The 23,320-nt window shown below is 30.3% G+C and carries 22 protein-coding genes; 8 read left to right on the top strand and 14 right to left on the bottom strand.

From position 1 onward, the window contains the following. Window positions 1-40 precede the first annotated feature (40 nt). Window positions 41-940, top strand: coding sequence for an ATP-binding cassette domain-containing protein (locus ACREV6_RS17650; RefSeq protein WP_431579354.1), 900 nt, complete (start codon window positions 41-43; stop codon window positions 938-940). After that, a complete protein-coding gene (locus ACREV6_RS17645) occupies window positions 918-1,691 on the top strand; it encodes an ABC transporter permease (protein WP_431579353.1) in 774 nt (257 codons plus the stop codon). Before ACREV6_RS17650 ends, ACREV6_RS17645 begins: the two co-directional genes overlap by 23 nt. Before the next feature lie 90 nt (window positions 1,692-1,781). On the opposite strand, the gene ACREV6_RS17640 is transcribed toward ACREV6_RS17645, so the two are convergent. Beyond that, a complete protein-coding gene (locus tag ACREV6_RS17640) occupies window positions 1,782-2,777 on the bottom strand; it encodes a hypothetical protein (RefSeq protein WP_431579352.1) in 996 nt (331 codons plus the stop codon). A 208-nt stretch (window positions 2,778-2,985) separates the two neighbouring features. Continuing rightward, window positions 2,986-4,395, bottom strand: a complete 1,410-nt coding sequence (locus tag ACREV6_RS17635) for a L,D-transpeptidase family protein (protein ID WP_431579351.1) — start codon at window positions 4,393-4,395, stop codon at window positions 2,986-2,988. A gap of 459 nt (window positions 4,396-4,854) precedes the next feature. Between ACREV6_RS17635 and cobO the strand changes: the two genes are divergently transcribed. After that, window positions 4,855-5,367 carry a cob(I)yrinic acid a,c-diamide adenosyltransferase gene (cobO, locus tag ACREV6_RS17630; protein WP_431579350.1) on the top strand — a complete coding sequence of 171 codons (513 nt, stop codon included), beginning with the start codon at window positions 4,855-4,857 and terminating at the stop codon, window positions 5,365-5,367. A gap of 123 nt (window positions 5,368-5,490) precedes the next feature. Here the strand turns inward: cobO and ACREV6_RS17625 are convergent, their stop codons facing one another. Genes ACREV6_RS17625 through ACREV6_RS17610 form a run of 4 tightly spaced genes read right to left on the bottom strand, consistent with a single transcriptional unit; the run spans window position 5,491 to window position 9,137 of the window. Continuing rightward, complete coding sequence (locus ACREV6_RS17625) at window positions 5,491-6,255, bottom strand: ABC transporter ATP-binding protein (protein ID WP_431579349.1); 765 nt, start codon at window positions 6,253-6,255, stop codon at window positions 5,491-5,493. Next, window positions 6,252-7,292: a FecCD family ABC transporter permease gene (locus ACREV6_RS17620; RefSeq protein ID WP_431579348.1), complete on the bottom strand. Its 1,041-nt coding sequence runs from the start codon at window positions 7,290-7,292 to the stop codon at window positions 6,252-6,254. Before ACREV6_RS17620 ends, ACREV6_RS17625 begins: the two co-directional genes overlap by 4 nt. Continuing rightward, the gene (locus tag ACREV6_RS17615) at window positions 7,261-8,199 is read right to left on the bottom strand and encodes an ABC transporter substrate-binding protein (RefSeq protein WP_431579347.1); all 939 of its coding nucleotides are present in this window, start codon (window positions 8,197-8,199) and stop codon (window positions 7,261-7,263) included. Before ACREV6_RS17615 ends, ACREV6_RS17620 begins: the two co-directional genes overlap by 32 nt. Then, window positions 8,196-9,137, bottom strand: coding sequence for a ferredoxin-like domain-containing protein (locus tag ACREV6_RS17610; protein ID WP_431579346.1), 942 nt, complete (start codon window positions 9,135-9,137; stop codon window positions 8,196-8,198). Before ACREV6_RS17610 ends, ACREV6_RS17615 begins: the two co-directional genes overlap by 4 nt. Before the next feature lie 112 nt (window positions 9,138-9,249). Between ACREV6_RS17610 and ACREV6_RS17605 the strand changes: the two genes are divergently transcribed. Continuing rightward, the gene (locus tag ACREV6_RS17605; RefSeq protein WP_431579345.1) at window positions 9,250-10,125 is read left to right on the top strand and encodes a LysR family transcriptional regulator; all 876 of its coding nucleotides are present in this window, start codon (window positions 9,250-9,252) and stop codon (window positions 10,123-10,125) included. 292 nt (window positions 10,126-10,417) lie between these two features. Here ACREV6_RS17605 and ACREV6_RS17600 read toward each other — a convergent pair whose 3' ends face one another. The 5 genes from ACREV6_RS17600 to ACREV6_RS17580 form a co-directional block, all read right to left on the bottom strand. Then, on the bottom strand, window positions 10,418-10,843 hold the full coding sequence (locus ACREV6_RS17600) for an RbsD/FucU family protein (protein ID WP_431579344.1): 426 nt from the start codon (window positions 10,841-10,843) through the stop codon (window positions 10,418-10,420). A gap of 42 nt (window positions 10,844-10,885) precedes the next feature. Further along, a complete protein-coding gene (locus tag ACREV6_RS17595) occupies window positions 10,886-11,938 on the bottom strand; it encodes an S-methyl-5-thioribose-1-phosphate isomerase (protein WP_431579343.1) in 1,053 nt (350 codons plus the stop codon). A 69-nt stretch (window positions 11,939-12,007) separates the two neighbouring features. After that, complete coding sequence (mtnK, locus tag ACREV6_RS17590) at window positions 12,008-13,210, bottom strand: S-methyl-5-thioribose kinase (RefSeq protein WP_431579342.1); 1,203 nt, start codon at window positions 13,208-13,210, stop codon at window positions 12,008-12,010. A gap of 1 nt (window position 13,211) precedes the next feature. Further along, the gene (locus ACREV6_RS17585) at window positions 13,212-14,552 is read right to left on the bottom strand and encodes a Na+/H+ antiporter NhaC family protein (protein WP_431579341.1); all 1,341 of its coding nucleotides are present in this window, start codon (window positions 14,550-14,552) and stop codon (window positions 13,212-13,214) included. A 92-nt stretch (window positions 14,553-14,644) separates the two neighbouring features. After that, window positions 14,645-15,235, bottom strand: a complete 591-nt coding sequence (locus tag ACREV6_RS17580) for a class II aldolase/adducin family protein (protein ID WP_431579340.1) — start codon at window positions 15,233-15,235, stop codon at window positions 14,645-14,647. Window positions 15,236-15,530: 295 nt separating this feature from the next. Between ACREV6_RS17580 and ACREV6_RS17575 the strand changes: the two genes are divergently transcribed. Both ACREV6_RS17575 and ACREV6_RS17570 read left to right on the top strand, forming a co-directional pair. Next, window positions 15,531-16,304, top strand: coding sequence for a DeoR/GlpR family DNA-binding transcription regulator (locus tag ACREV6_RS17575; protein ID WP_431579339.1), 774 nt, complete (start codon window positions 15,531-15,533; stop codon window positions 16,302-16,304). A 26-nt stretch (window positions 16,305-16,330) separates the two neighbouring features. Then, the gene (locus tag ACREV6_RS17570) at window positions 16,331-17,497 is read left to right on the top strand and encodes an iron-containing alcohol dehydrogenase (RefSeq protein WP_431579338.1); all 1,167 of its coding nucleotides are present in this window, start codon (window positions 16,331-16,333) and stop codon (window positions 17,495-17,497) included. A 214-nt stretch (window positions 17,498-17,711) separates the two neighbouring features. Here the strand turns inward: ACREV6_RS17570 and ACREV6_RS17565 are convergent, their stop codons facing one another. Further along, complete coding sequence (locus tag ACREV6_RS17565; protein ID WP_431579337.1) at window positions 17,712-19,064, bottom strand: MFS transporter; 1,353 nt, start codon at window positions 19,062-19,064, stop codon at window positions 17,712-17,714. 664 nt (window positions 19,065-19,728) lie between these two features. Here ACREV6_RS17565 and ACREV6_RS17560 point away from each other — a divergent pair. Further along, a complete protein-coding gene (locus ACREV6_RS17560; RefSeq protein ID WP_431579336.1) occupies window positions 19,729-20,895 on the top strand; it encodes a tetratricopeptide repeat protein in 1,167 nt (388 codons plus the stop codon). Between the two features lie 129 nt (window positions 20,896-21,024). Here ACREV6_RS17560 and ACREV6_RS17555 read toward each other — a convergent pair whose 3' ends face one another. After that, window positions 21,025-21,372: a CPBP family intramembrane glutamic endopeptidase gene (locus ACREV6_RS17555; RefSeq protein ID WP_431579432.1), complete on the bottom strand. Its 348-nt coding sequence runs from the start codon at window positions 21,370-21,372 to the stop codon at window positions 21,025-21,027. On the opposite strand from ACREV6_RS17555, the gene ACREV6_RS17550 reads away from it, so the two are divergent. Next, entirely contained in the window at window positions 21,311-21,835 is a 525-nt protein-coding gene (locus ACREV6_RS17550; protein ID WP_431579436.1) for a hypothetical protein, read from the top strand. The genes ACREV6_RS17555 and ACREV6_RS17550 overlap by 62 nt on opposite strands. A gap of 87 nt (window positions 21,836-21,922) precedes the next feature. Here the strand turns inward: ACREV6_RS17550 and ACREV6_RS17545 are convergent, their stop codons facing one another. Further along, complete coding sequence (locus ACREV6_RS17545; protein ID WP_431579335.1) at window positions 21,923-23,320, bottom strand: MATE family efflux transporter; 1,398 nt, start codon at window positions 23,318-23,320, stop codon at window positions 21,923-21,925.

Here is a 23,320-nt window from a genome sequence, read left to right as displayed (position 1 = left end):
TAATTTAACTATGATAAATTGTTAATCGAGGAGAGAAATTATGATAACTATAAAAAATTTACAAGTAAAATATGGCAAGCAAATTGCATTATCAATCCTATCACCAATAACCTTTGAGATTGGTGATAGGATTGGAATAATAGGCTCAAATGGAGCAGGAAAGTCTACCCTAGTTAAATCAATTTTAGGACTTACAAATTATAATGGAACCATTCACACAAGTTTAAAGCCAGAGGAAATGTCAGCACATATGCAGGAAAATAATTATGTGGATACCATGGCGATTAAACATATAATCGAGGCTATTTTGAATACAAAGATAAAAAGTAATAAGGTACTACAGGAACTAATTAGTTTCTTTAATTTTGAGCAGTGTCTTAACAAAAAATTCAGTACATTATCAGGGGGACAAAAGCAGCGTTTAACAATAATATTAGTTTTAATTCAAGATGCTCCTTTGGTATTCTTTGATGAAGTTACTTCAGGACTAGATTTTGAAACCCGCCAGCAATTAATGAGTAAAATAACTGAGTGGTATGAGAATAAAAGTGCCACCATTTGCATTGTATCTCATTATTATGAAGAGTTAGACAAACTAGCAAATAAGATATTAATTTTAGACAAGGGGCAAGTAGTTGACTTTGGCAGTAAGAAAGAGCTTTTCCAAAAATATTGTGGGAAATCAATAATAACCATTGAAAATAATAAAAGAAATGAAGAATTGACGAGGCCTTTTCCCAAAATAATGGCACCTAAGCATTTAATAGCTATCTCTTGCACAAGCGAGAAGAATGAATTAGAAATAGTAAAGCTATTAATAGATGAGAATATAAATTTTAAAAGAAGCAACAATGATATTGAAATCATGTCTATTAACGCTAAAGCAAGGTTTAAGGTCGAACTTGAGGGAGGGGCTAATGATGAATACAAAGCTGTTTAATTTGAGCTTAATAAAATATGAATTCAGAAATTTAATAGGGAATATTTTCACAATAATTTTCGGAGTATTCTTTCCCATTGGTATGACATTATTCTTTGGAACAGCAATGGTAGGTAAAGTTCCAGTGGATATGAAAGATATTTTTATAACAAGTATAGTTATCACTAACAGCTTAATTATTCCATTAGCAACTATTCTTATAGGGTATGCCGCTGTATTTTCACAGGAACTAGAAAAAAATATCCCCTTACGTTTTCGTTTGTTTGGCTATAGTGAGAAAACTGCATTAATGTCTAAAATATGTGCTAATTTAATTTTAATAACCTTGTCATTGGGTTTATATACAGTAGTAGTTTGCTCTGTGTTAAAAGTGCAGATGCCAAGCCTAAGCTCAGCACTTATTTTAATAGGTTCCTTATATTTATTATCTACATTTTTGTTTATATTAGCTCATGGAATAGCATTATTTTTTAAAAAATTTGGGCCAACTAATTCCATAACTATGACATTATATTTTGCAATAATGATTTTAAGTGGAATGTTTGGTGTGCAAGCAAAGGATTTTCCAGATGCAGTAAAGGCTGTGGCATATGTCCTTCCAACCACTTATATCAGTGGAGAATTTATAGATTTTTGGCAAGGTGGTAGTTATAATTTTGTGCCATATATTCAGTCCTTTATATTCTTTGCCGCAGTTTCATGTATTATATTATTTCTGTCAATACACCATAATAGTAGAAGAGTAAAGTAAAAACAGATTATTATAATATTAAGTCTCTAATTCAAGAAGGTAGTTCATGGGAAAAGATAAAATAAATACGGAGAATTTTTGACACTTACCTTATTTTATGCTTTTCCCAAACTTATCTATAAAATCTAAATCTTTATAACCTTCCTCTATATAATAACTTTTTTTCTTATTTTTACTGATTATCTCAATAACAGGTTCTTTCTTAGAAATATAGATTTCTACTTTATCTCCATCTAATTCATAAAGTGTAATTTCATATGCATCTTGATCTATAAAGCTATATTGGATGTCCTTAAATTGAATTTTCCTTATGTAAAATGAATTAAGATACTCCTTTACTTCATTTATCTTTTCTTCTTTTGATGTTGTAGACATATTAGCTATAGACATATTTTCATCTTTAACTTCACGCGGGTAATGAACAACTACAGTTGAAGTTTTATCATGATTAAACGCTTTTTCTAAAACAACTTCTAAGTATTTAGGTTGCAATAAATTATAAACACCATATGTAAAAATTATTGTTACAAAAATTAATGCTATAGCTATTACTCTTTTTAATCTATTAAGAGAATGTATTATATCTTCACTTTCCCAATTCCCTATGTTTGTAATATCTCGCTTACGCTTTAACGTATTCTCTAACACTAATTTTGCATCATCTCCTATATTAAAAGTCATTTTAGATATTTTACTATGTTGGTTATTTTTATAGTAACTAAGCTCCACTCCTTTCTCTTTTTTATAATCCAGGTTACTAATTTTACTCCATGAAATAAATCTTCCCTTTATTAATAAACCCTCATCTAGAATGAAATTATAATCGTATGCCCAAAATCCTTGTGCTATTGATATTATTCCAAAAAAAACATTAAGATTATTGCTAGATCTTAATGATGTAATTATAAGTATTAACGCAATAATAAATGCAAATACATATCTGAAATCGCTTTTTTTTATTCTTTTTTTAACTTTAAATTTTCTTACAGTAAGTAGCCTATAAGAGAAATAATAAATACTACCAAGTAAAAATATTATTGGAACTGAAAAGTACCAAAGTGGCAATATATATTCATTAAAATACATGTAACTTCCCCCCCTCATAAATATACTACTCTATTATTTAAGTTTCCTCATACTATAATTCTGCATTAACTTCCAATTTCCTTTATATAATATACTATTTATGTAAATAAGTACTATTCCATTCTCCCAATCAATTAGAGAAAGCCTACCCCATAGATTTCTCTATGAAATAAGCTACTGTTTTAAAATTAAGTGAATTTATCTGCTACTAATAACAAACAACTGGAGTACCTGTCTCTATATTATCAAATACTGTTTTTGCTACATCGTATGGTGAATTTATACAACCATGGGATCCGCCTGACTTATACAGCACTCCTCCAAACTTATCTCGCCAGCCTGCATCATGAATTCCTATTCCTCCATTAAAAGGTAGCCAATAATTCACAGGAGAAGCGTAGCCTTCACCTTTAAGCGTGGCATTTCTTTCTTTATAATTGATCATATAAATGCCACTGGGTGTTCTAGTCTTATCAGATCCATCATTACCTGTAACAACATCCCCTTGTGTTATCAGCACTCCGTTTTTATAAAACCATAAATGTTGCCTTGAAAGATCTATTTCTACATATGTATTTCCAATATCATCCTTGCCATGATACAATGCGGTTTGATAATATGCAGGTTCTTTTTCTATAGATTTCCCTTCCTTTATGATGGAAATTAAATCTTGGATTTCTTTAACCTTATTAATGGCCCAGCCATAAGTACCACCACCAATATTAATTACCTTTCCTGATGATGAAATAAAATTTCTCGTTTTTGCAACTGTATTATATTCACTAGCAAGTACGTCCATATAAATTTCAACTTCTTTTTCATTAAATGTTACTTCACTATTTTCATCAACTGTAACCCACTTGTTTATTTTAGAACCATCTAAAATTTCTTTATCTTTCCCAAAAGTATAGGTAATCTTTGAAGATACATATTTGTTTAACTTGTCCCTTGCGGCAACTACCTTTGGAGATTTTGAATTATATTTTGGCTTAACATAGTAATTAATTGATTCCAAATCTATTGTTGTTTCACCCTTAGTAACTGCATCAATGACATACTTATATAAATTGTCTTTATCACCCTTGTTTCCAATGACTTCATCCACAATCACATAACCATTATCTGTATACTTATAGCTAGCATTTTTAGGTTCAATTGCCTTACTACTATCAAAACAAGAGAGCTTATCCACTTGTTCTTTTAATATATCTTTATCATATTTAACTCCTACTATCATTTTAGAATCTTTTGTATTAAAAGCTGCTGAAATCCATTTATAAGGATTCTGTTTATCTTTAAGCTTCTTAAACTCCCCATTCATATCATACTTTAAGCCAATTTCTTTACCTCTAATTTGTTCATTTATACCGCCTCGTTCTTTTATGTTTAACTGATATTTTTGAATCTCAGATGCCATTTGTTCATTTACAGCCTCTACACTTTTACCTGAAACGCTAATTCTATTTATTGTAGAACCAAAATAAAAATGATTCATGAAATATATTGCCATCCCAAAGTATATAATAAGTAAAGTACAAATAGAAATTATAATACCTAAAACAATTTTCTTACGCTTTTTTATTGATCTTATTGTCGACTTTTCTACATTAGTTTCCATAATTGCACCCCCCTCTTTTATTAATCTATTATACCTCAAAACACTCCTTTAAGTAACATCTATTAACTAAAGTTACTGATATATTTCTGTTTTCACATCTATTTACTTCATTAACAACTTAATAGAAGTTTCAGGTGTAGACTTGAAAACTTATAATGAATTTTGGAATATCACTGGAGCTAAAGCTTGTCTTCCACTTAATGACGAATATGGATAAGTTTAAAGATTTGATAATAACAACTGTCTATGCTATATGCCCTTTTGGCAATGCATTAGATATATTGAAAATTTTATATATAAAGTAAAATAATTATGGATATTATTAATTGCGTGTTATTATTAATTGCGTGTTATTATTAAGTGATAAATCTCACTGAGATATATGTAACTATTATTTAGGCAAAGTTCATTAAAATATTAAAATGTATTAAAAATTTAAATTTACGAGGAGTGATGATTTTGAAAGGATATGTACATATATATACGGGAAATGGAAAAGGTAAAACAACTGCAGCTTTTGGAGTAGCCTTGAGGGCGGTTTGCAGTGGCAATAAAGTTTTTATAGGCCAATTTGTAAAAGGTATGAAATATAGTGAGGTTGGAATACAGCAACATTTTGACAATATAGACATTATTCAGTATGGAGAAAATTGCTTTATAGAGAAGTCACCAACAGAAAAAGATATAAAGCTTGCTCAAGCTGGTCTTGACAAAGTAAAAAATATAATAAGGGACAATAAATATGATGTAGTTATATTAGATGAACTTACCATAGCATTATATTTTAAATTGATAGATTTAGATAGTGTGCTTAATTTAATAAAAAGTAAGCCCGAAAGTTTAGAACTTATAATAACTGGCAGATATGCGCCACAGGAATTAATCGTTGTGGCAGATTTAGTCACAGAAATGAAAGAAATTAAACATTATTATACTAAAGGAGTTCTTGCAAGAAAAGGTATTGATTGTTAAAATGAACTAAATTGACAACTTCTATTAAATTAGCCATGCCCCACTATTGGTTTATATAATTTAATAATTAATATTAAATTATATAATATGCATTTAACACCTAAAAACATCCATAATAATATTCTATATTTGAGATAAATAGTAGCTATGAGAAGACTCCTGAATATCTATTCTTTTACAAACAACACCGAACACTTCGTTAATAACCTTTTTTTTCAAAATTTCCTCTGGAGTCCCATAGCTTTTTATTTCTCCTCTATTCATTACACAAATCCTATGTGAATGAATTAATGCTTGTACAATATCATGAAGCACAATAACAATGGTTTTACCCATTTTATTTAGATTTTTTATAAGTTCCATAACTTGAAACTGTTGATTAATGTCAAGATAAGTAATAGGTTCATCAAAAAAAATAACATCCGTATCTTGAGCTACAATCATAGCTATGTACACCTTTTGCCTCTCCCCACCAGAAAGTTCTAATAAATTTTTACCCCTAAATTTTGTAACCCCTGTAAGTTCCATAGCGTATTCTACCTTTTCCCTATCATAAATTGATAGCTTACGCGAGAACCCAAGGTAGGGAAATCGTCCATGCATCACAAGGCTACTGACAATAATATTCGTGGCATTTCTTATTTGTGGCAAAATCGATACTTTCTTTGCAAATTCCTTCTTTCCTATACTATTTATAGGAATATTATTTAGTAATATCTCACCAGAATAAGGAGGTATTAGCCCTGAAGCAACCTTTAACAAAGTTGTTTTACCACTCCCATTAGGTCCAATTATACTTGTAATACATCCTTTCTTTATTTTAATATTAATATTTCCTATTTTTTCGAGCCCATTATAACCACTATGAATATCCATTAATTCCATCATATGTTTAACCTCTTTTTTTGTTTTATTAAAATATATATAAAGAAGGGTCCCCCAATAAAAGACATAATAATCCCAACAGGTATTTCAAAAGGAGCAAATATTACTCTTGCTATTAAATCACAAGTTACAACAAATATTCCACCCATAATGCTTGATACTGGAATAACAAGCCTGTTGTCAGTACCCACAATTAGTCTTGTAAAATGAGGAATAATAAGACCTACAAAGCCTAATAAGCCTGAAAAGCTAACAGCACTACCAGCTAAAATTGCAGCAACTACGATAAGAAAAAATCTGTAAAAAGAAACCTTCAAACCAAGGGAGGTAGCTATTTCATCTCCTAAAGCCAAAATATTCATATCATAACTAAGAATGTAGGCTAAAATTAATCCTATAATTATATAACCTATAGCAAATTTCATTTTATTCATAGCAATTCCTGAAAATCCACCCACCATAAACGAATTATTACCTATAGCCGCCTCTGGATATAAGGTCATAATTGTCTGTATTCCAGCATTTAAAAAACTACTTACAGCAATACCTGCAAGTACAATAGTCCCCCTAGACACCCCGGTTTTATAAGCTATAAAATAGATAAGAAGTGATGCAAAAAGTGCTCCTAAAAATGCTGCTAGTGGAATATAGCTAATATATCGCGGGAAAAATACCACAAGCATAATGGTAAAAAGACCTGCTCCAGAATTCACACCAATAATATTAGGTGATGCTAGTGCATTGTTAAGCACTGCTTGTAATATCACACCAGATACCGCAAGCGCAGCCCCTGCAAATACTGCTGCAATGATTCTTGGTATACGTACATAAAAAATAATAATATATGTTTTAGATATATTATCACCATTTATGAACGCATTAAAGATATCTTTAATATTTAATGCGATGGACCCATAAAAAATATTTAGCAGTGACATTAATATCAATATAACTACTAAGCCTAAAATAATAGTAAACTTAAATTTAAAGCAGTTCTTATCTAGTGGTTTATGGATATAAAATTTTCGCAAGATATTCATAGGCATCTCCCCATAGAGCATTGGGCTTATAATGGAACATTTCTTTTGGTAGTATTATGTATCTATTATTTTTAACAGCGCTAAGTTTGCTCCAAGCAGGGCTTGATTGAATTAAAGTTTTAAGTCCCTCTAAGGCCTTATCAGAATCCCCCATTGTAGTAACAAGAATATATTTGGGATCCGCTTTAATTATTTCCTCTATGCTTAAATCCTCTAAAAGTGATGAATGACGTGAGGCTATATTATCTGCTCCTAAATCTTTAAGCATTGCTCCAGTAATATTATCATCGCCTTTCGCAGTAGCTCCAATAGATGCGGCTCTTATAAAAAGCACACTAGGATTTTCAGATAGGTCAACATTAGAAATCACCTTATTTATTTTACTCTTTACAGCTACCCCATTTTTTTCATACAAATCTTTTCTACCTGTAATGTCAGTACAACTCTTTAAAACATTAAGATAATCACTAAAGGTATCTTCCTTAAAGAAAGCGTAATTTATACCAGCTTTTTTTAAAATTTCAGATATTTTTATATCTGCATCTATATTTTCTGATAATATTACAAAGTCAGGTTCAAGCGCTATTATAGCTTCTATATTAGGCTGTTTTACTTTTCCAACTACTTTCACATTACCACTAAGTTTCATTTTTCTTTCTTCCACTACATCATCTGTAACTCCTACAAGTTCTCCTCCTGCTAGTAACCAAGTTTCAGAAAAAGAACCATATAGTGAAACCACTCTTTTAGGGCTTTCACTAAAAGTAACTTTATTTTTTCTTGAATCTATAACGGAAATTGTTTTATTTTTACTGGTATCTATAACCTTTTCACTATTAGCACAACCCGTCATTCCTAATATAATCATTATGCATAAGAAAAAAGACAAATTTTTTCTTAAATTCATATTTGTTCTCCTTTAATCTTTACAGTCGCATTTAATATTTCAGCTTTCCTTTTTAGAATTTCATTACTTAGTATTTCTGCTTCAACATAAACAAGTCCTAACCTATCAATGACACTTCCAAATCGTTCTCCTTTAAAAGCATTTTCCTTAAAAAATAGAATTGTTTTTAAAAGAATACTCATAATCTCTTCTTTTGTGAAGATTTTATTAATAAGGGATCCATGACGAATTGATTTTCCCCATCTACCACCGATATATATTTTATAACCTTGCATGCCTTTTTCCATTGCACCAAAATGACATTTATTTATGCACCGTCCACAATTATTACAAATTTCTTTGTCAATACTAAGAGTCCCATCAATAAATTTACCTGCTCCCATAGGACATGTACTTTCAACTAAACATTTTTTACACTTTACACATTTACAAACATTATACCTTGGTATCAATTGTCCTATAATCCCAAAATCATTTAATTCTGGCTTAACACAATTATTAGGACATCCTCCTACCGCTATTTTAAACTTATGAGGAAGAATAACATCATTGTATTTTTCGAAAAAGTTTTTATGTATTTCACTCGCCATAGCTTGCGTATCAAAAAGCCCAAATGTACATACTGTTCCTTTACACGCCACTACAGGCCTAACATTTGGTCCTGTGCCACCAGTTATCATTCCTTCTTTAGCTATATAACTTCTTAATGCCTCAATATTTTCAAATTCAACTCCAGGTATTTCCAGTGTAAGTCTTACGGTAAATGCAATTTCACCTTTTCCATACTTATCTGCAACTTCACTTAGATTTCTAAGTTGTCTTGAGCTCAAAACCCCATTTTCAGTAATAATTCTGGCTGAAAAATGTACTCCGTCATTATTTGCTAAAAAACCCATAGACTTTACTCTTTTTATTTCTACCTCACTAATTTTATTCATAATTTTCCCCCTAACATGATTTGACTTTATTTTAACACTTGAAAAATCCATTGTAAAATATTATAATCTTATTATAATCATAGGTATTTACCTATACATTGGAGTGATTAATATGACCATTCGTCTTCTTAAAATTTTTATTGAGGTAGTAGATTGCAATAACATGAGCATTGCTGCTAAAAATCTTTATATATCCCAGCCCTCCGTTAGCCAAGCTATTTCACAACTTGAAAATTTTTATGATATTAAGCTTTTTGAAAGACTTTCAAAAAAACTTTACATAACGGAGTCAGGAAAGCAACTTCTAAGCTATGCAAGACATATTGTAGCTCTTTTTTATGAAATGGAAGAAAACATTAAAAGCATATCTAATACACTATTAAAAATAGGTGGAACTATTACAGTGGGAACCTGTGTGATGAGTGATATAATAAGTCGCTTTAATATTAAATATCCAACTATCCAAACTCAAATTCTCATTAATAACACCAGTATAATAGAAGAAAAAATTTTAACTAATGAATTAGATATTGGTATTGTTGAGGGCGAAGTAAAAAGTAAAGAAATAATATGCATACCTGTTATTAAAGATAATCTAGTACTTATATGCAATAAAACTAACACTTTTGCAAATAGAGATACAGTAGAATTATGTGAACTTAATAACCAACCTTTTATTTTAAGAGAAAAGGGAAGCGGCACCCGTGAGCTTTTTGAAAATTACATAAAAAATGCTGGATTTATTATACAGGAAAAGTGGGTATGCAATAATTCTGATTCAATAAAACAAGCAGTAATAGCCGGACATGGCCTCTCCGTTATTTCAGAAAGGCTGGTTAGGAATGAAATATCTGCTGATATTTTAAAAATAGTAAAAATAAACAATGTTGAATTCAAAAGAAACTTCAGTGTTATATATCACAAAAATAAATATATATCCCAATATTTGAAAGTTTTTATTGAATCCTTAAGTAGCTGGCAAACATAAACTTCCGGTGGCTTTAGGATTGACCAAATATCCTAGGATGTTTGGCAAATCGGCTTCGCTCATAAAGACCTCGACGGGCATGAACAAATTGTAAATACGATTTGTTTTACTACTGTGGCATCTACCTTTAAATTATCCGCCTGAGTTGCTTTGTAATTTTTTGTAACATTTCCAGAATTATTAATGGGTGTGAATGTGTCGTTAACAGAGAATTTATTCGTAAAATAAAAAGCTCTGGATTTCTCTCCAAAGCTACATTTTATACCTAAGCACTTTAAAATAGTTAATTCAATTACTTTATTATACCCTTTTTAATAATTACACATCCATATAGTTTCCTTTCTGATGATGCAACTATTGCATAAGCATTTTTTGCTCTTTCATAGAATTTAAATGTATCTATATAGTCAATAGTTTCTTCTCCCCTATCATCATACTTTGATATTATACCATTTACTTCTGCATAAATTTCTGGCGCTGAATCATTTCCTGTTTCTATTAAAGTTACAGATTTATCAGTATATATATCCAAAGGAAATAATTTCAAGATTGCATCCAAAATTAAAGTCATTCTATTTCCATCACTTCTTACAAGTCTTTTAGCATTGCTAGCTGAAGGAAAATTGGCATCGCCTATTACCAATTCATCTCCATGGCCCATTTCATCTAATATTTTAAGTAATTCTGGAGAAATAACATCAGGAATTCCTTTTAACATATTATCACACCCCTTAATAATAAATTTATAACTCCCTATATCCTAATAAAACTTCTGACTCTTCGTTTCAAAGTACCTTTTTAAATCATAACTTGAAAAAATCCCTTTATCTGTTACAATACCACTAATTAAGTGAGGTGGTGTAATATCAAATGAGGGATAAATCCCCTTAACTCCCTTTAATGTGTTTTTCATACCGCCATAGGATAGTACTTCCTTAGGATCTCTTTCTTCTATAACAATATCAGAACCTTTTTCTTTATCTGCATCTGGTATCCCTGTTACAAAATATGGTATTCCAAAGTATTTTGCTAAAATAGCAATTTGGAAGGTTCCAATTTTATTTGCAATATAACCCTCTTTAACTATGGTATCTGCAGCAGAAGTAAATATGTCTATATTCTTATTCTGCATTGTATATGCAACCATATTATCAGTTATAACCGTTGTGTCAAAACCCATTTCACAACAACAACTAGCAGTTAATCTAGCTCCCTGTAAATAAGGTCTTGTCTCTGCGCAGTAAATTTTTATTTCATTATTTCGTTTTCTTGCTGCTCTTAGCATCGTCCCTATGATTGTTTCTCCAAAACACTGTGTCATGATGCTTCCATTCTTAGGGAACATATCAGCAAGATATTCCCCTACCTTATCCATAGTGGAATAGCGTCTATTTAAAGAATCTATGGTTGCATTAAAAATAGCCTTTGAGGCATCTTTGCCTTCTGATAGAGCTTTTTTAGCAGCCTCTAAACAGCCTTTTGTTATAATGCCCATGCGATTTGCCGTAGTAGGTCTGGCATGAGAAATATCATAGGCTGCTTTTTCAAGAAATTCTAATTGTACTGCCTCATTTTTTTCTCTTACCTCAAAGGCTGCAAGTGCCATACCCATACCTGCAGCAGTATAAGGACCTGCACTCTGAGTTACCATATCCTTAATTGCCTTTGCTACCTCTTTATAGGTATTACAAACAACAAATTTAATTTCTCTTGGATAAATTCTTCTATCTAGAATACTCACCCTTCCATTTTCATACCAAGCTACATTTTCATACTGTAACATAAAAGCCAAGTCTTTATCCATTCTTTCCATTTTATATCTCCTCTTTTATCTTTCAAGGCAACAGTAAAGCTGCCTTGAAATTTCCTTATATTTATATATTTAAGACACTATTAATTTAAACTCCTGGGTTATATCGCTTCCCGTAGTAAACTTGTATCTGTTCATTATTAAACTAATACCTATTTTAATTAAAGCTCTCTCTAAAGGAATTCTTTGCTCTAATTTTTTCACATTAGTTACCTCAAGCACTTTAGAATCTCCTACAACTCGTCTAATTATTTCTGTACCAGCATAACCAAGAGAATCCGCTAATACTTCACTTATATAATGCTCTTTAAAATAAGAGTTATATAAATTAAATGTAACTAAACTATCATACTTTTCTGAAAGCTTTTTCTCAAAAATATTAAGTGTATCTTTTATTGCCTCTTCAATCCAGTCTAAAAATTCTGAATTGTTGCGCTTTGTATAGTATTTATTGGCCCATGCAAAGAATAAATTACCTATTACATTACCCACGTCATATCCCATTGGTCCATAAAAAGCGAACTCTGGGTCAATCACTTTAATTCCTTTTTCATTGATAAAAATAGAACCTGAATGAAGGTCTCCATGAATGAGTGCTTGTGCATGATTCATAAATCCTTCTCTTAAAATACCAACTTCAGCCTTTAACCTTTCATTATTATACAAGTTATTTTCAACGAATTTCTCGTTTTCCTTTAGAATTATATTTCTATTTTTATAATTATAATAAGGTTCTGTGAATACTAAGTCTTCAGTAATATCACAAAGTTCCGTATTTGTACATCTACTAACGCTTTCCTTTTTATCTGCCCTGTCAATTACTAAATCTGTAGTTGGAAGTAAGGTATCTGCCAAAAAAGTAGATATATTATCAGCTAAATGGTGAAAGCTTTTCCCGCTCAAGAGCTCCGTTCTTAAATTTTTATATTCAGATATATCCTCCATAGAAAGAGCACACATAATTGCGTCATAATGGTAAATTTGAGGTACAAAAGATTGAGCCAAAGTTCCTTGTATTTTTAAAATTTCAGCTTCAATTCTATTACGATTAATGTCTAAGGGCCTTCCAGAGGATCTTAAAAACTTGTCCGCTTGTTTTATAATTAATGATTTACCAGTTTTAGGATTCCAAACCTTAAATACGTAGTTAATATTTCCATCTCCAATTTCCATAGCTTCTAGTTCTTCTTCATTGTTGAAATAATGCGTTACTTCTTTAGCATAAATTTTCACTTCATCCACATTCATTAAAAAGTGTTCAGAATATCTGCTCATCTTACAATCCCCCTTCTACACTCTTACTTTTTCCTTTAACTATAAATTTAGGCCAACCAATTAATATAAAGAAAGTTCCAAATACAATCATAAGCATACAATACCAAACATAAGGCATAATAGACATTGGTGATATCTTTGCAAGCCCACCTGCAACTAACATTTGACCTGCGTAAGGAAGCAATCCGTTAAAGGCTGATGAGAATAAGTCAAGAATACTTGCTACCCTTTCTCTTGCAATTCCAAATTGATCAGCTATATCCCTTGCAATAGGACCAGTTGCAATTATAGAAATTGTATTATTTGTAGTAGCAATATCCATTATGCTTACTAATGCTGCTATACTTAGCTCTCCTCCACGTGCTGTTTTAGTTCTTTTCGTTAATTTAGCGAGTAGCCAGTCAATTCCACCTAAGTAATTCATTATGGCTACCATACCTCCTACAAGTATAGCAATAATAGACATATCTTCCATCCATGTCATACCTTCATGAATAACCGCAAAAGATCCTACAAAAGTAAAGTCTCCATGAATAACTCCTATAACCATACCTGAAATAACACCTATGCCCATAACAAAGATAACGTTTATACCAATTAATGATAATACAATAACTAAAACATATGGGATAACGTTTACAATATTATAATTATATACAGCTGTTAGAGTAAGATTTGGTGCATTCTGCATAGCCAAAATAATTAAATTAACCACAACGGCAGGTAAGACCATAAAAATATTAGCTTTGAACTTAGCTTTCATAGATACACCCTGTGTACGGGTTGCAGCTATAGTAGTATCTGAAATAAATGAAAGATTATCGCCAAACATTGCTCCACCTATAACTATACCGCATACCAACGGTAACCCAAATCCAGTTTTAGTTGCAATATTAATAGCTATAGGAGTTAATGCTGCTACCGTTCCCATGGATGTTCCCATAGCAAAACTTAGTAGACAGGCTATTATAAATAATCCCGGCAAAATCATATTAGCAGGTAATATTGAAAGTCCAATATTTGTTAAAGAATCTACTGCATGCATCTTATTTGCTACACCGTAAAAAGCTCCAGCTAACATAAAGATAATTACCATTAAAATAAGTGTTTTTTCTCCGCCACCTTCACAGTACATATCAACTCTTTCACTAAATGTCGTTGGTTTTTTTTCTCCTGGTTTCTTAAAAGCGAGTCCAATACCTGAAGCAATTAAAATTGCTACCATAAGAGGCATGTTGTCAAAGCTCTTTGTGAAAATCCCCATGCTCATGTAAATAATTAAAAATATAACAAGTGGTAGTATTCCCAAAATATTTCCTTTTGGTTTTAAATCATTATTCATAATCTAAATCTCCTTTTCATATATATTTTTTTGTATTCATTTAACAATTAGTAAAGGTTCATAAACAACACTAGAACTCTTCTTAATAAGTATTACTCAAGTATTACTGGGGTACCTGAGGTTTTTGCATAATAGTATATTTTTGCAGCATCTTCTACATAGACACTTGCAATAGAGGCTTCTTCCATATTCTTACCGCAACTAATAGTACCATGGTTTGCTAAAAGACATGAATTAGACTTTTCTAAGTAAGGAATTATGGCCTGTCCTAATTCAAGAGAGCCTGCAGGCTTAAATGGTACTACCTTAATATCTCCGCCTAAGAAAGGTTTCATTTCAATTAAAATTAAAGGAATGTCTTGTCTATTTACTGCAAAACCTGTAGCAAAAGGTGAATGTGTATGAACAATGGCATTAATATTAGGGTATTTTTTATATATCTCCAAATGCATTCTCCATTCTGATGATGGCTTTTGACCTGGTTTTTTAGTTATACCGTTTACATCAATTTCTACAATATCCTCCTCTGCCATTAACCTATAAGAAAATCCGCTTGGTGTAATTAAAAAACTTTCATTATTCCCATCAATCTTCCTCATACTTATATTTCCGCTTGTTCCTGCTACCAACTTTTCTTCATATAACCATTTGGCAGTATTCAATACAATTTCTGCTTTTTTCATCGTCAATCCTCCTAGTAAATATATTACAATGACATCAATATACAACATATTAAATCAAAAGTCAACACGATTATGAGGTTTTTTGTGGTTTTTTATTGTTTTTTGAAGTTATTATCCAAAGGTATAAACTTCATCTTAGCTGTAAGTGATGGAGATGTAAAGACTTCCTTTAATGTAGTGAGTAATATAGAAAAAACATGCAAATAGGTATTATTACTGCCTTGTTGATATTTGTAGTTTTATGTGGTATATTTTATTTATTACTTCAATACATTTTTAGAGAGGAATTAAAGCTATGTTAAAAATCAACCGACAAAAGGCAATAGATGAAGAACTACATGCTCGTGGAAGTATTCTAATATCTGATATGAGTCAAAAACTAGATTGTAGCGAAGAAACAATTCGACGAGACCTAAAAGAAATGGAACAAGACAAGAAATTAACTCGCATTCATGGTGGAGCTTTTTTACCCGAAGAATACGACAAAAGTGTACCTATTCAATTAAGAGAAACTTTTTTTTCTGCTGAAAAAGAACGTATGTCTTCTTATATTATAAAAAATTACATTCAAGAAGACGATATTATTATGTTAGATTGTAGTACCACTTGTTTAACACTTGCCAAGCAATTGTTATTTTCCAATACGAAGTTAACGATTATTACTAATTCTCTTCGTATCTGCAATCTTTTTAGCAATATTTCAACGAATAAGGTGAAACTCATATGTCTTGGTGGCACCCTACGCCAGAGATCTAGTTCTTACATTGGATACCAAACCACCCAAGCACTCTCAGGATATCTTGCTGATAAATGTTTTATTAGTTGCCCTGCAGTTGATATGAAACATGGATTAGTTGATAATAATCTGAACGAGGGGCAGATACGAAAAGCCTATGTTCAACAATCACGCCAATGTTTTTTGGTTGCAGACCATACCAAATTTTCTGATAAATCCGATATTATAATTACTGGATTAGAAAACTTAGATGTCGTTGTTACTAATAAACGACTCTCCAAAAAATGGGAGCAAACATTTCAAGACTTAAACATCTCTATTGATTATTGTTAATATATTATATAATGTAGGAGGATTTTATGAAAAATTTTCATTATCATAACCCATCAAGAGTTATTTTTGGCGACAATTCTGAAAAAGAAATAAATACATTATTGCAAGAATATAAGGTGTCATCCTTTCTATTAGTTTACAGCGGTGATTTCATTAAAGACTTAGGCATCTGGGGTACTGTTAAAGATGCTTGCAATGAATTGAATATCGATTTTTACGAAAACTCTAAAGTAGTTCCAAATCCCAAGGTTGAATTAGTTCGTGAATTAGTAACACTTGGGAAAGAGCACTCTATTGATTTCATACTTGCTGTTGGCGGTGGTAGCTCTATCGATACAGCTAAGGCCGTTTCTCTTGGCATTCCCTATGAAGGCGATATATGGGATTTCTTTGATGGCTCTGTATCTGCTAGCAGTTCAATACCAGTAGGTGTAATTACAACGTTACCTTCAAGTGGTTCTGAAACTTCAAACTGTTCTATCATCTCTAATGGCCTATTAAAACTAGGATTCGAAGATGATATTATCATTCCAAAATTTGCTATTATGAACCCACGTTTCACCATGGGCTTACCTGCTTATCAAACCTCTTGTGGCTGTGCAGACATTCTTTCTCATCTACTAGAGAGATATTTTACTGATATAACCTATGTAGACACGACAGATTTCTTAATCGAAGGTGCTGCACAAGCGTTAATGTTGAATGCCCAACGTTTGATGAAAGATTCTAAAGACTACAATGCTCGTGCTGAAGTACAATGGTTAGCTTCCATCGCACATAACAATCTATTAGATACTGGTCGTCTTGCAGACTGGGGTTCTCATAGAATTGAACATGAATTAAGTTCACAGTACGGTATTACACATGGTGAAGGTATGGCTGTAATATTAGTTGCTTGGACAAAGTACATGGCACAAGAAAAACCAGCCAAACTTGCTCAACTTGCCAACCGTATATTTAATGTAGATTATCATGATTATACCGAAACTGAAATGGCACTTAAATTATCAGCTCAATTGAAACTCTTCTTTATTTCTTTGAATTTAAAGACCACTCTAAGCGAACTCAATATTGATGATTCTGCTTTCGAAGAAATGGCTATTAGAGCAACTAACAATGATACAACTACCGCTGGACATTATATTCCATTGCACAAAAAAGAATTTATAGAAATTCTTAAATTAGCATTATAATCCATAAAATTGTATTAAAAAGGGAATTTTACAAAATGAGCTGATTTGATAAAAATAGAAATATAGTTTAAACCACTAAAATTCAGATGCTTTTTTATCTTTTAAAAAAGCATCTGAATTTTAGTGGTTTTTATATTTTTTATGTCCATTAACAAACAAATCATATTCACAATTAGTTCATGCCTCTCGGAGGTATTTATGAGTAAAGCGAATTTTAATTTTCGTCATCGTTTACAGCACATGCTAACTCTTCATTACTAATAGAGAATTCCTTATCTGCATTATTAGACTTTTCACTTAAATTCTCCATACCAGTAGTTTTATCATCACCGCATAGAATTTTTTTAGAAATTATGCCAACTAAGAAGAATATTAATGAAGTTATTGCTACACATATCCATGCATCTATTTTATCAAATAGAAACCCAAACAACATAAGTCCCAGAGGCATAGCAGCCATTGATAATGAAGACATTACAGTTCCTACTCTTCCCATAATTTCTAAAGGAACTTCTTGCTGAAACATAGTACTTAATGCTATATTTCCAATAGAAATTATTAATCCAATCATAAAAGTAATTATTATTAAGCTTATATATGGTATTAGATTACTATTAAATAAATTTAAGTAAAAGGATGATGGGATTACAGCCATAATTGCACTTAATATTGATGTAATAAAAATATCCAGGAAGAATATTTTACCTATAGTAAATTTTTTAGAAACTTTACTCATTATAAAAGGAGCAATAATCATAGAAGTTACAAGAATACCTTCTAAAGCTCCATACTGATAATCAGTTACCTTCAGTATTTTTTTCGAAATAAAGGCTAATCCTATAGAACCTATAGGTGCAAAAGCAAAATTCAGTATACATGCAAATGAAATTATAGTCACCATAATTTTTTTGCTCTTTATAAATCTGATACCTTCCGAAAAATCATTAAAAAACACATGCACGTTTACTTTTTCAGGTTTTTTGTTTGATTTAGGCACATGTATAAACATCTCACTTATTGAAGATAAAATAAAGCTTATTGAGTTTATAATTAATATTACAAGCATACCATAAATTCCGAATAAAACTCCGGCTACTGCTGGTGCTATTAAACTACCTACACTCATTATAAGAGAGTTTATTCCATTTGCATCTATTAGATCTTCCTTTTTTATAATACTTGGTATAATCGTGCTAATAGCAGGCTGAAATAATAATGATATAAATGAAAGTAAAATTGAAAGTACATATATACTACCCATAGATAAACTACCATTAATCATAAACAACATTGCATATATTCCAATTAATATTCCAGTAAGCATATCTAAGTAAACTATTATCTTTTTCCTATCAAACCAATCTACAAGAACACCGGCTATTGGTCCTAAAATAAGTTTAGGAATTATTGTTATAGCTAAAACAGATGCGAATTTAGCTGCTGAACCTGTAATTTTTAAAACGTATAAAGATAATGCAAATCCCTGCATTTCACTTCCTATAAGTGATACTAGTTTTCCTATCATCAATAATGAAAAACTTTTTTGCTTTAAGATTTTAAATTTCATAATTTATTTCCCCCTTAACATTTTTTATAAAATAATATTTTATGCATTACAATTTTAAGCCCCTTTTCTAGATAAACCTTTAATATATCCTACCCTTATCATCACTTACTTCATTATAATATATTTCTTAATGTAATGTATTTTACTTACTATTTCTTGTTAACACTATATTTAAAAATAGTAAACACTTTTATCAACTTTATTTAGTTGATTTTTAAAAATAGAAACACTGGCTTCCTTATAAACATACATTGAACTTCAGTTTTTTATATTACTAAAAAAAGCAATAACTTTTAAAATTTGTTATTGTATCTATTTACATTTTTATAATAACATTACAGTTTTGTTTTGTAAACAAAAACTATAACTTTTTTTAATTTATGCTATAATATATATTAAATTTAATATTTAAAAGTAACAGCATATGTATACATTTTTAGAGTAGAATGTTTTATTACATTTTTAAAATAAGTCAAATCCAAAGATAAATATTTTATGAATTAAAAGGAGAAGTATATGAATAGAGAAATTTTATCGCCAGGAAAAAAGTTAAAAAAAAATTAGAAAAGGGTTTAAAATTAGGCAACATGAGATAACAGGAGGTGAGATAACAAGAGAACTTATAAGTGTAATAGAAAATGACAAGTGCGGACTTTCTCAAAAGGTGGCGGAAATACTTGCTGAAAATATAAATAAGATATGTAAAGAAAGAAACATAGACTTTCACTTAACAGCAGCTTACTTACTAGAAGACGTAACCATTCAAGCTAATAAAATTGCTGATGAATATATTAATTTCTTAAATAATAATGAAAATAATATTTTGAAAAATTTCACAGAAGACATTAAAGAAATAGATTTATTCTTAATGAATCAAGATATACCTGAGAAAAAAAGTTTGATTTTCGAAAAAATAGGGGATATACTAAAAAATCAAAAGGAATATTATAAGAGCTACACCTACTATATAAAAGCTTTTGAACATCATAATAGATTATTTAATGATATTAGGATTTTTAATCTTCTTCAAAAGATAGGCAATGTATGTATACGACTTACTAGATATAAAGAAGCTTTAGATTTTAACAGTCTAGCTCTTATTTATAACAATAATGTGCCAGAAGATTTAGTATATAAAATATTATTTAATAATGCCCTATGCTATATTAATCTTGGCGATTATAGTAATACATTAAATGAGCTTAATCATATTGAAAAAACACTTAAAAATTTAACCAAGCAAAATATATTTAAACTTAATTCATTAAAAGCCTCCTGTTACAGGTTACAGAATTTTTTCAATGATGCATTACAAATTAATAAAAATTTATTAGATGCTCTTGATGAAACAGAGCATGAAAAAACACTACTTATTATAGGTAATACACTTGATATATATACAACATTAAAAGATACTAAAAATATAAAAGTATATATAGATAAACTTTTATACCTATTAAATAAAAACACTACACTCGAAAGCCCTTATCTATGTGGTATATACAAACAAATAGGTGTAGCTTGCAGCCTAATTAATAACATTGAGCTATCAAAAGAATACTATAAAAAATCTATTAAAACATGCAAACAATATAGAGACAAACAGATATTAGAATATTCATTGGATGAGTTTTTAGACATACTTGTAAAAGAACAAAATTTATCTGAAATAAATGATTTTAAAAATGAAATTCTAGAATTAATATCATTAGATATTATGCCCCGTAACGATATAGTAGTATATAAGCTTATTAGATTTTATAACAATATTAAAGACACCGAAGGTATAAGTGGTCTATTAGATTTTGTATTAGATGAAAATAAAAAATAACAATAGGAACCAATGTAGCGTTGCTTAGCAATAAAACAAAGGCCAAAGAAATAGATAGCAACAAAAACTGGAACAGTTTTTGTTGCTATCTATTATCATTAATGCTTGAGATTTATTCATTTTAATGTATTACTTTTTGCAACAGTAATACATTTTTCTGTTCTTATATTTTAATAAGTATAAGTATAAGAATAAAAATAAAATAGATAGTATTATATAAGTAATAGGATAAATATTAATAGCAAAATGTAATAAATTTACTATTACTAGTAAGAGGTTAATAGAAATGTGGAGTAAAATTGATATTGTTAAATTATTTGTATAGTTATATATTAAAGCAAAAATTATTCCTGAAATCATAGCTAACAAGCTTTGTATAATATTTCCAGATAAGGCTCCATGACTAATCCCAAATATGAAAGATTGTATTAGAATTGCTATGAAATCTGGCATTATATATTTACATTTTGTAAATATAATTCCTCTAAAAAAAATTTCTTCACAAATAGGAGCTAAAAAAACTATGTGGATTATACTAGAAAAGCATAGCGGAATATCACTAAAGATATTATTTTCGAAAAATTGTATTAATAAAGTACCAAATCCTATATCAAAAAAAATGATACATATACTTAAAATTATTATGGATGGAATAATTTTAAAATTAATTTTATGTAATTGTAAAAATTGCATTGGTGATTTATGTTCCATCTTTAACAATAAAAAAAAGCAAATCGTTGATAATAATAATCCAAAAGAAAATCCAATATCATCATTAAATCCCATCATATCTTGCAAAAAGAATATAAACATTAGAGATATAAAAAATGAAAAGAAATATTTAAATAAATTTATAATACATGTACTAATAGATTTTAGAAAAATAATTTATATCACATCCTATTTTAAAAGTTCAAAGGATAGAAATGATATCCTTTGAACTTTTTATGTTATTGACCAGTTAAACCATCCCTAAATTTATTCATAATAAATTAAAAATGAAAGCTTTGCAACAATTAATTGCGTTTTATATATCTTCTACCAAATCGCAGTTACTAGCAACTTGTATTTCGCCCTCTAAATTTTGAATTTTTTCTCGATATACTTTAATTGCAAAGTACCCCGAAATTATTAAAGAAGTCGCTTCCGATATTGGAAATGATATCCATATTCCGGTTAATCCAATTAATTTACTTAGAATAAATGCCAATGGTATTAAAATAATAATCTGTCTTGCAAAAGATATAATAAGGCTTACTGCTGCTTTACCAAGCGCTTGAAAAACCGTAGAAAGAACTATTGCTATCCCAGAAAACGCAAAACCTACACTGATAATCCTCAAACACTCAATCCCAATTGCCTCCATCTGTTGTGTACTGCTAAATAGCATAAGCAATTGCCTCGGAAATATTACAAATACAGTTGTACCAACCAGCATTATTGCGCACGCAAATATGCAACCATACTTGACAGTTTCGAGTACCCTATGCTTATTTTTAGCCCCATAATTATAGCCAACTATAGGCATGATCCCCTGTGTCAAACCGAATACAGGCATATATATAAAAGACTGTAATTTGAAGTATGCACCAAATACTGCAACAGCAGTTCCAGAAAAACCTGCTAAAATCAAATTGATACCAGATACCATTATGGATCCCAACATTTGCATAAACATAGCAGGGATTCCAACTTTGAATATTTCACCTGTGATGTCGCTACTATAATGAAATTTCTTTAAATTTAGTTTTAGTCCATTTTTATTTCTAAGTACGAGTTTAAGTGCATATAGCATAGCACTTATTTGACCAATGACCGTTGCTATTGCTGCCCCCTTCACACCTAATTTAGGGAAGAATAACAACCCGAAAATAAGAATTGGATCAAGAACAATGTTGGTTATCGCACCTAATAACTGTATTTTCATAGAACTTAACATGTCACCAGTTGATCTTAAAATATTCATACACACTTCTGATATAATGCTACCAAATGAAAACAGCATAATAATCCTAGTATACTGTACTGCATATTTAATAACAACAGGGTCCTCAGTAAACAGCTTAGAAAACATTTCGGGTACAAATGCCGAACAAATCGCAAGGATAATCCACAATATAATACCTATTGCAAAACCATGTTCCGCCGTATTTATCGCATCATTTTTGTTCCCCTCGCCTAGCTTTCTTGACATAAATGAGTTAATCCCCACGCCAAGCCCCACAAATATTGATACTATTATAAGTTGTATTGGAAAAGCTATGGACAAAGCCGTAAGCGCCTGCTCTGATATTTTTGCTACAAATATACTGTCTACAACATTATATAGCGCTTGCACAATCATCGACAGCATTGCTGGCAATGACATTTTTATGATCAGCTTCTTTATATCCATATTCCCTAGTTTATACATATTTTCTTTCAT

The sequence above is a fragment of the Clostridium sp. genome, from assembly GCF_050717515.1.
In the GTDB taxonomy this organism is placed as follows: Bacteria; Bacillota; Clostridia; order Clostridiales; family Clostridiaceae; genus Clostridium_AD.
This window is presented reverse-complemented; position numbering and strand designations above follow the sequence as displayed.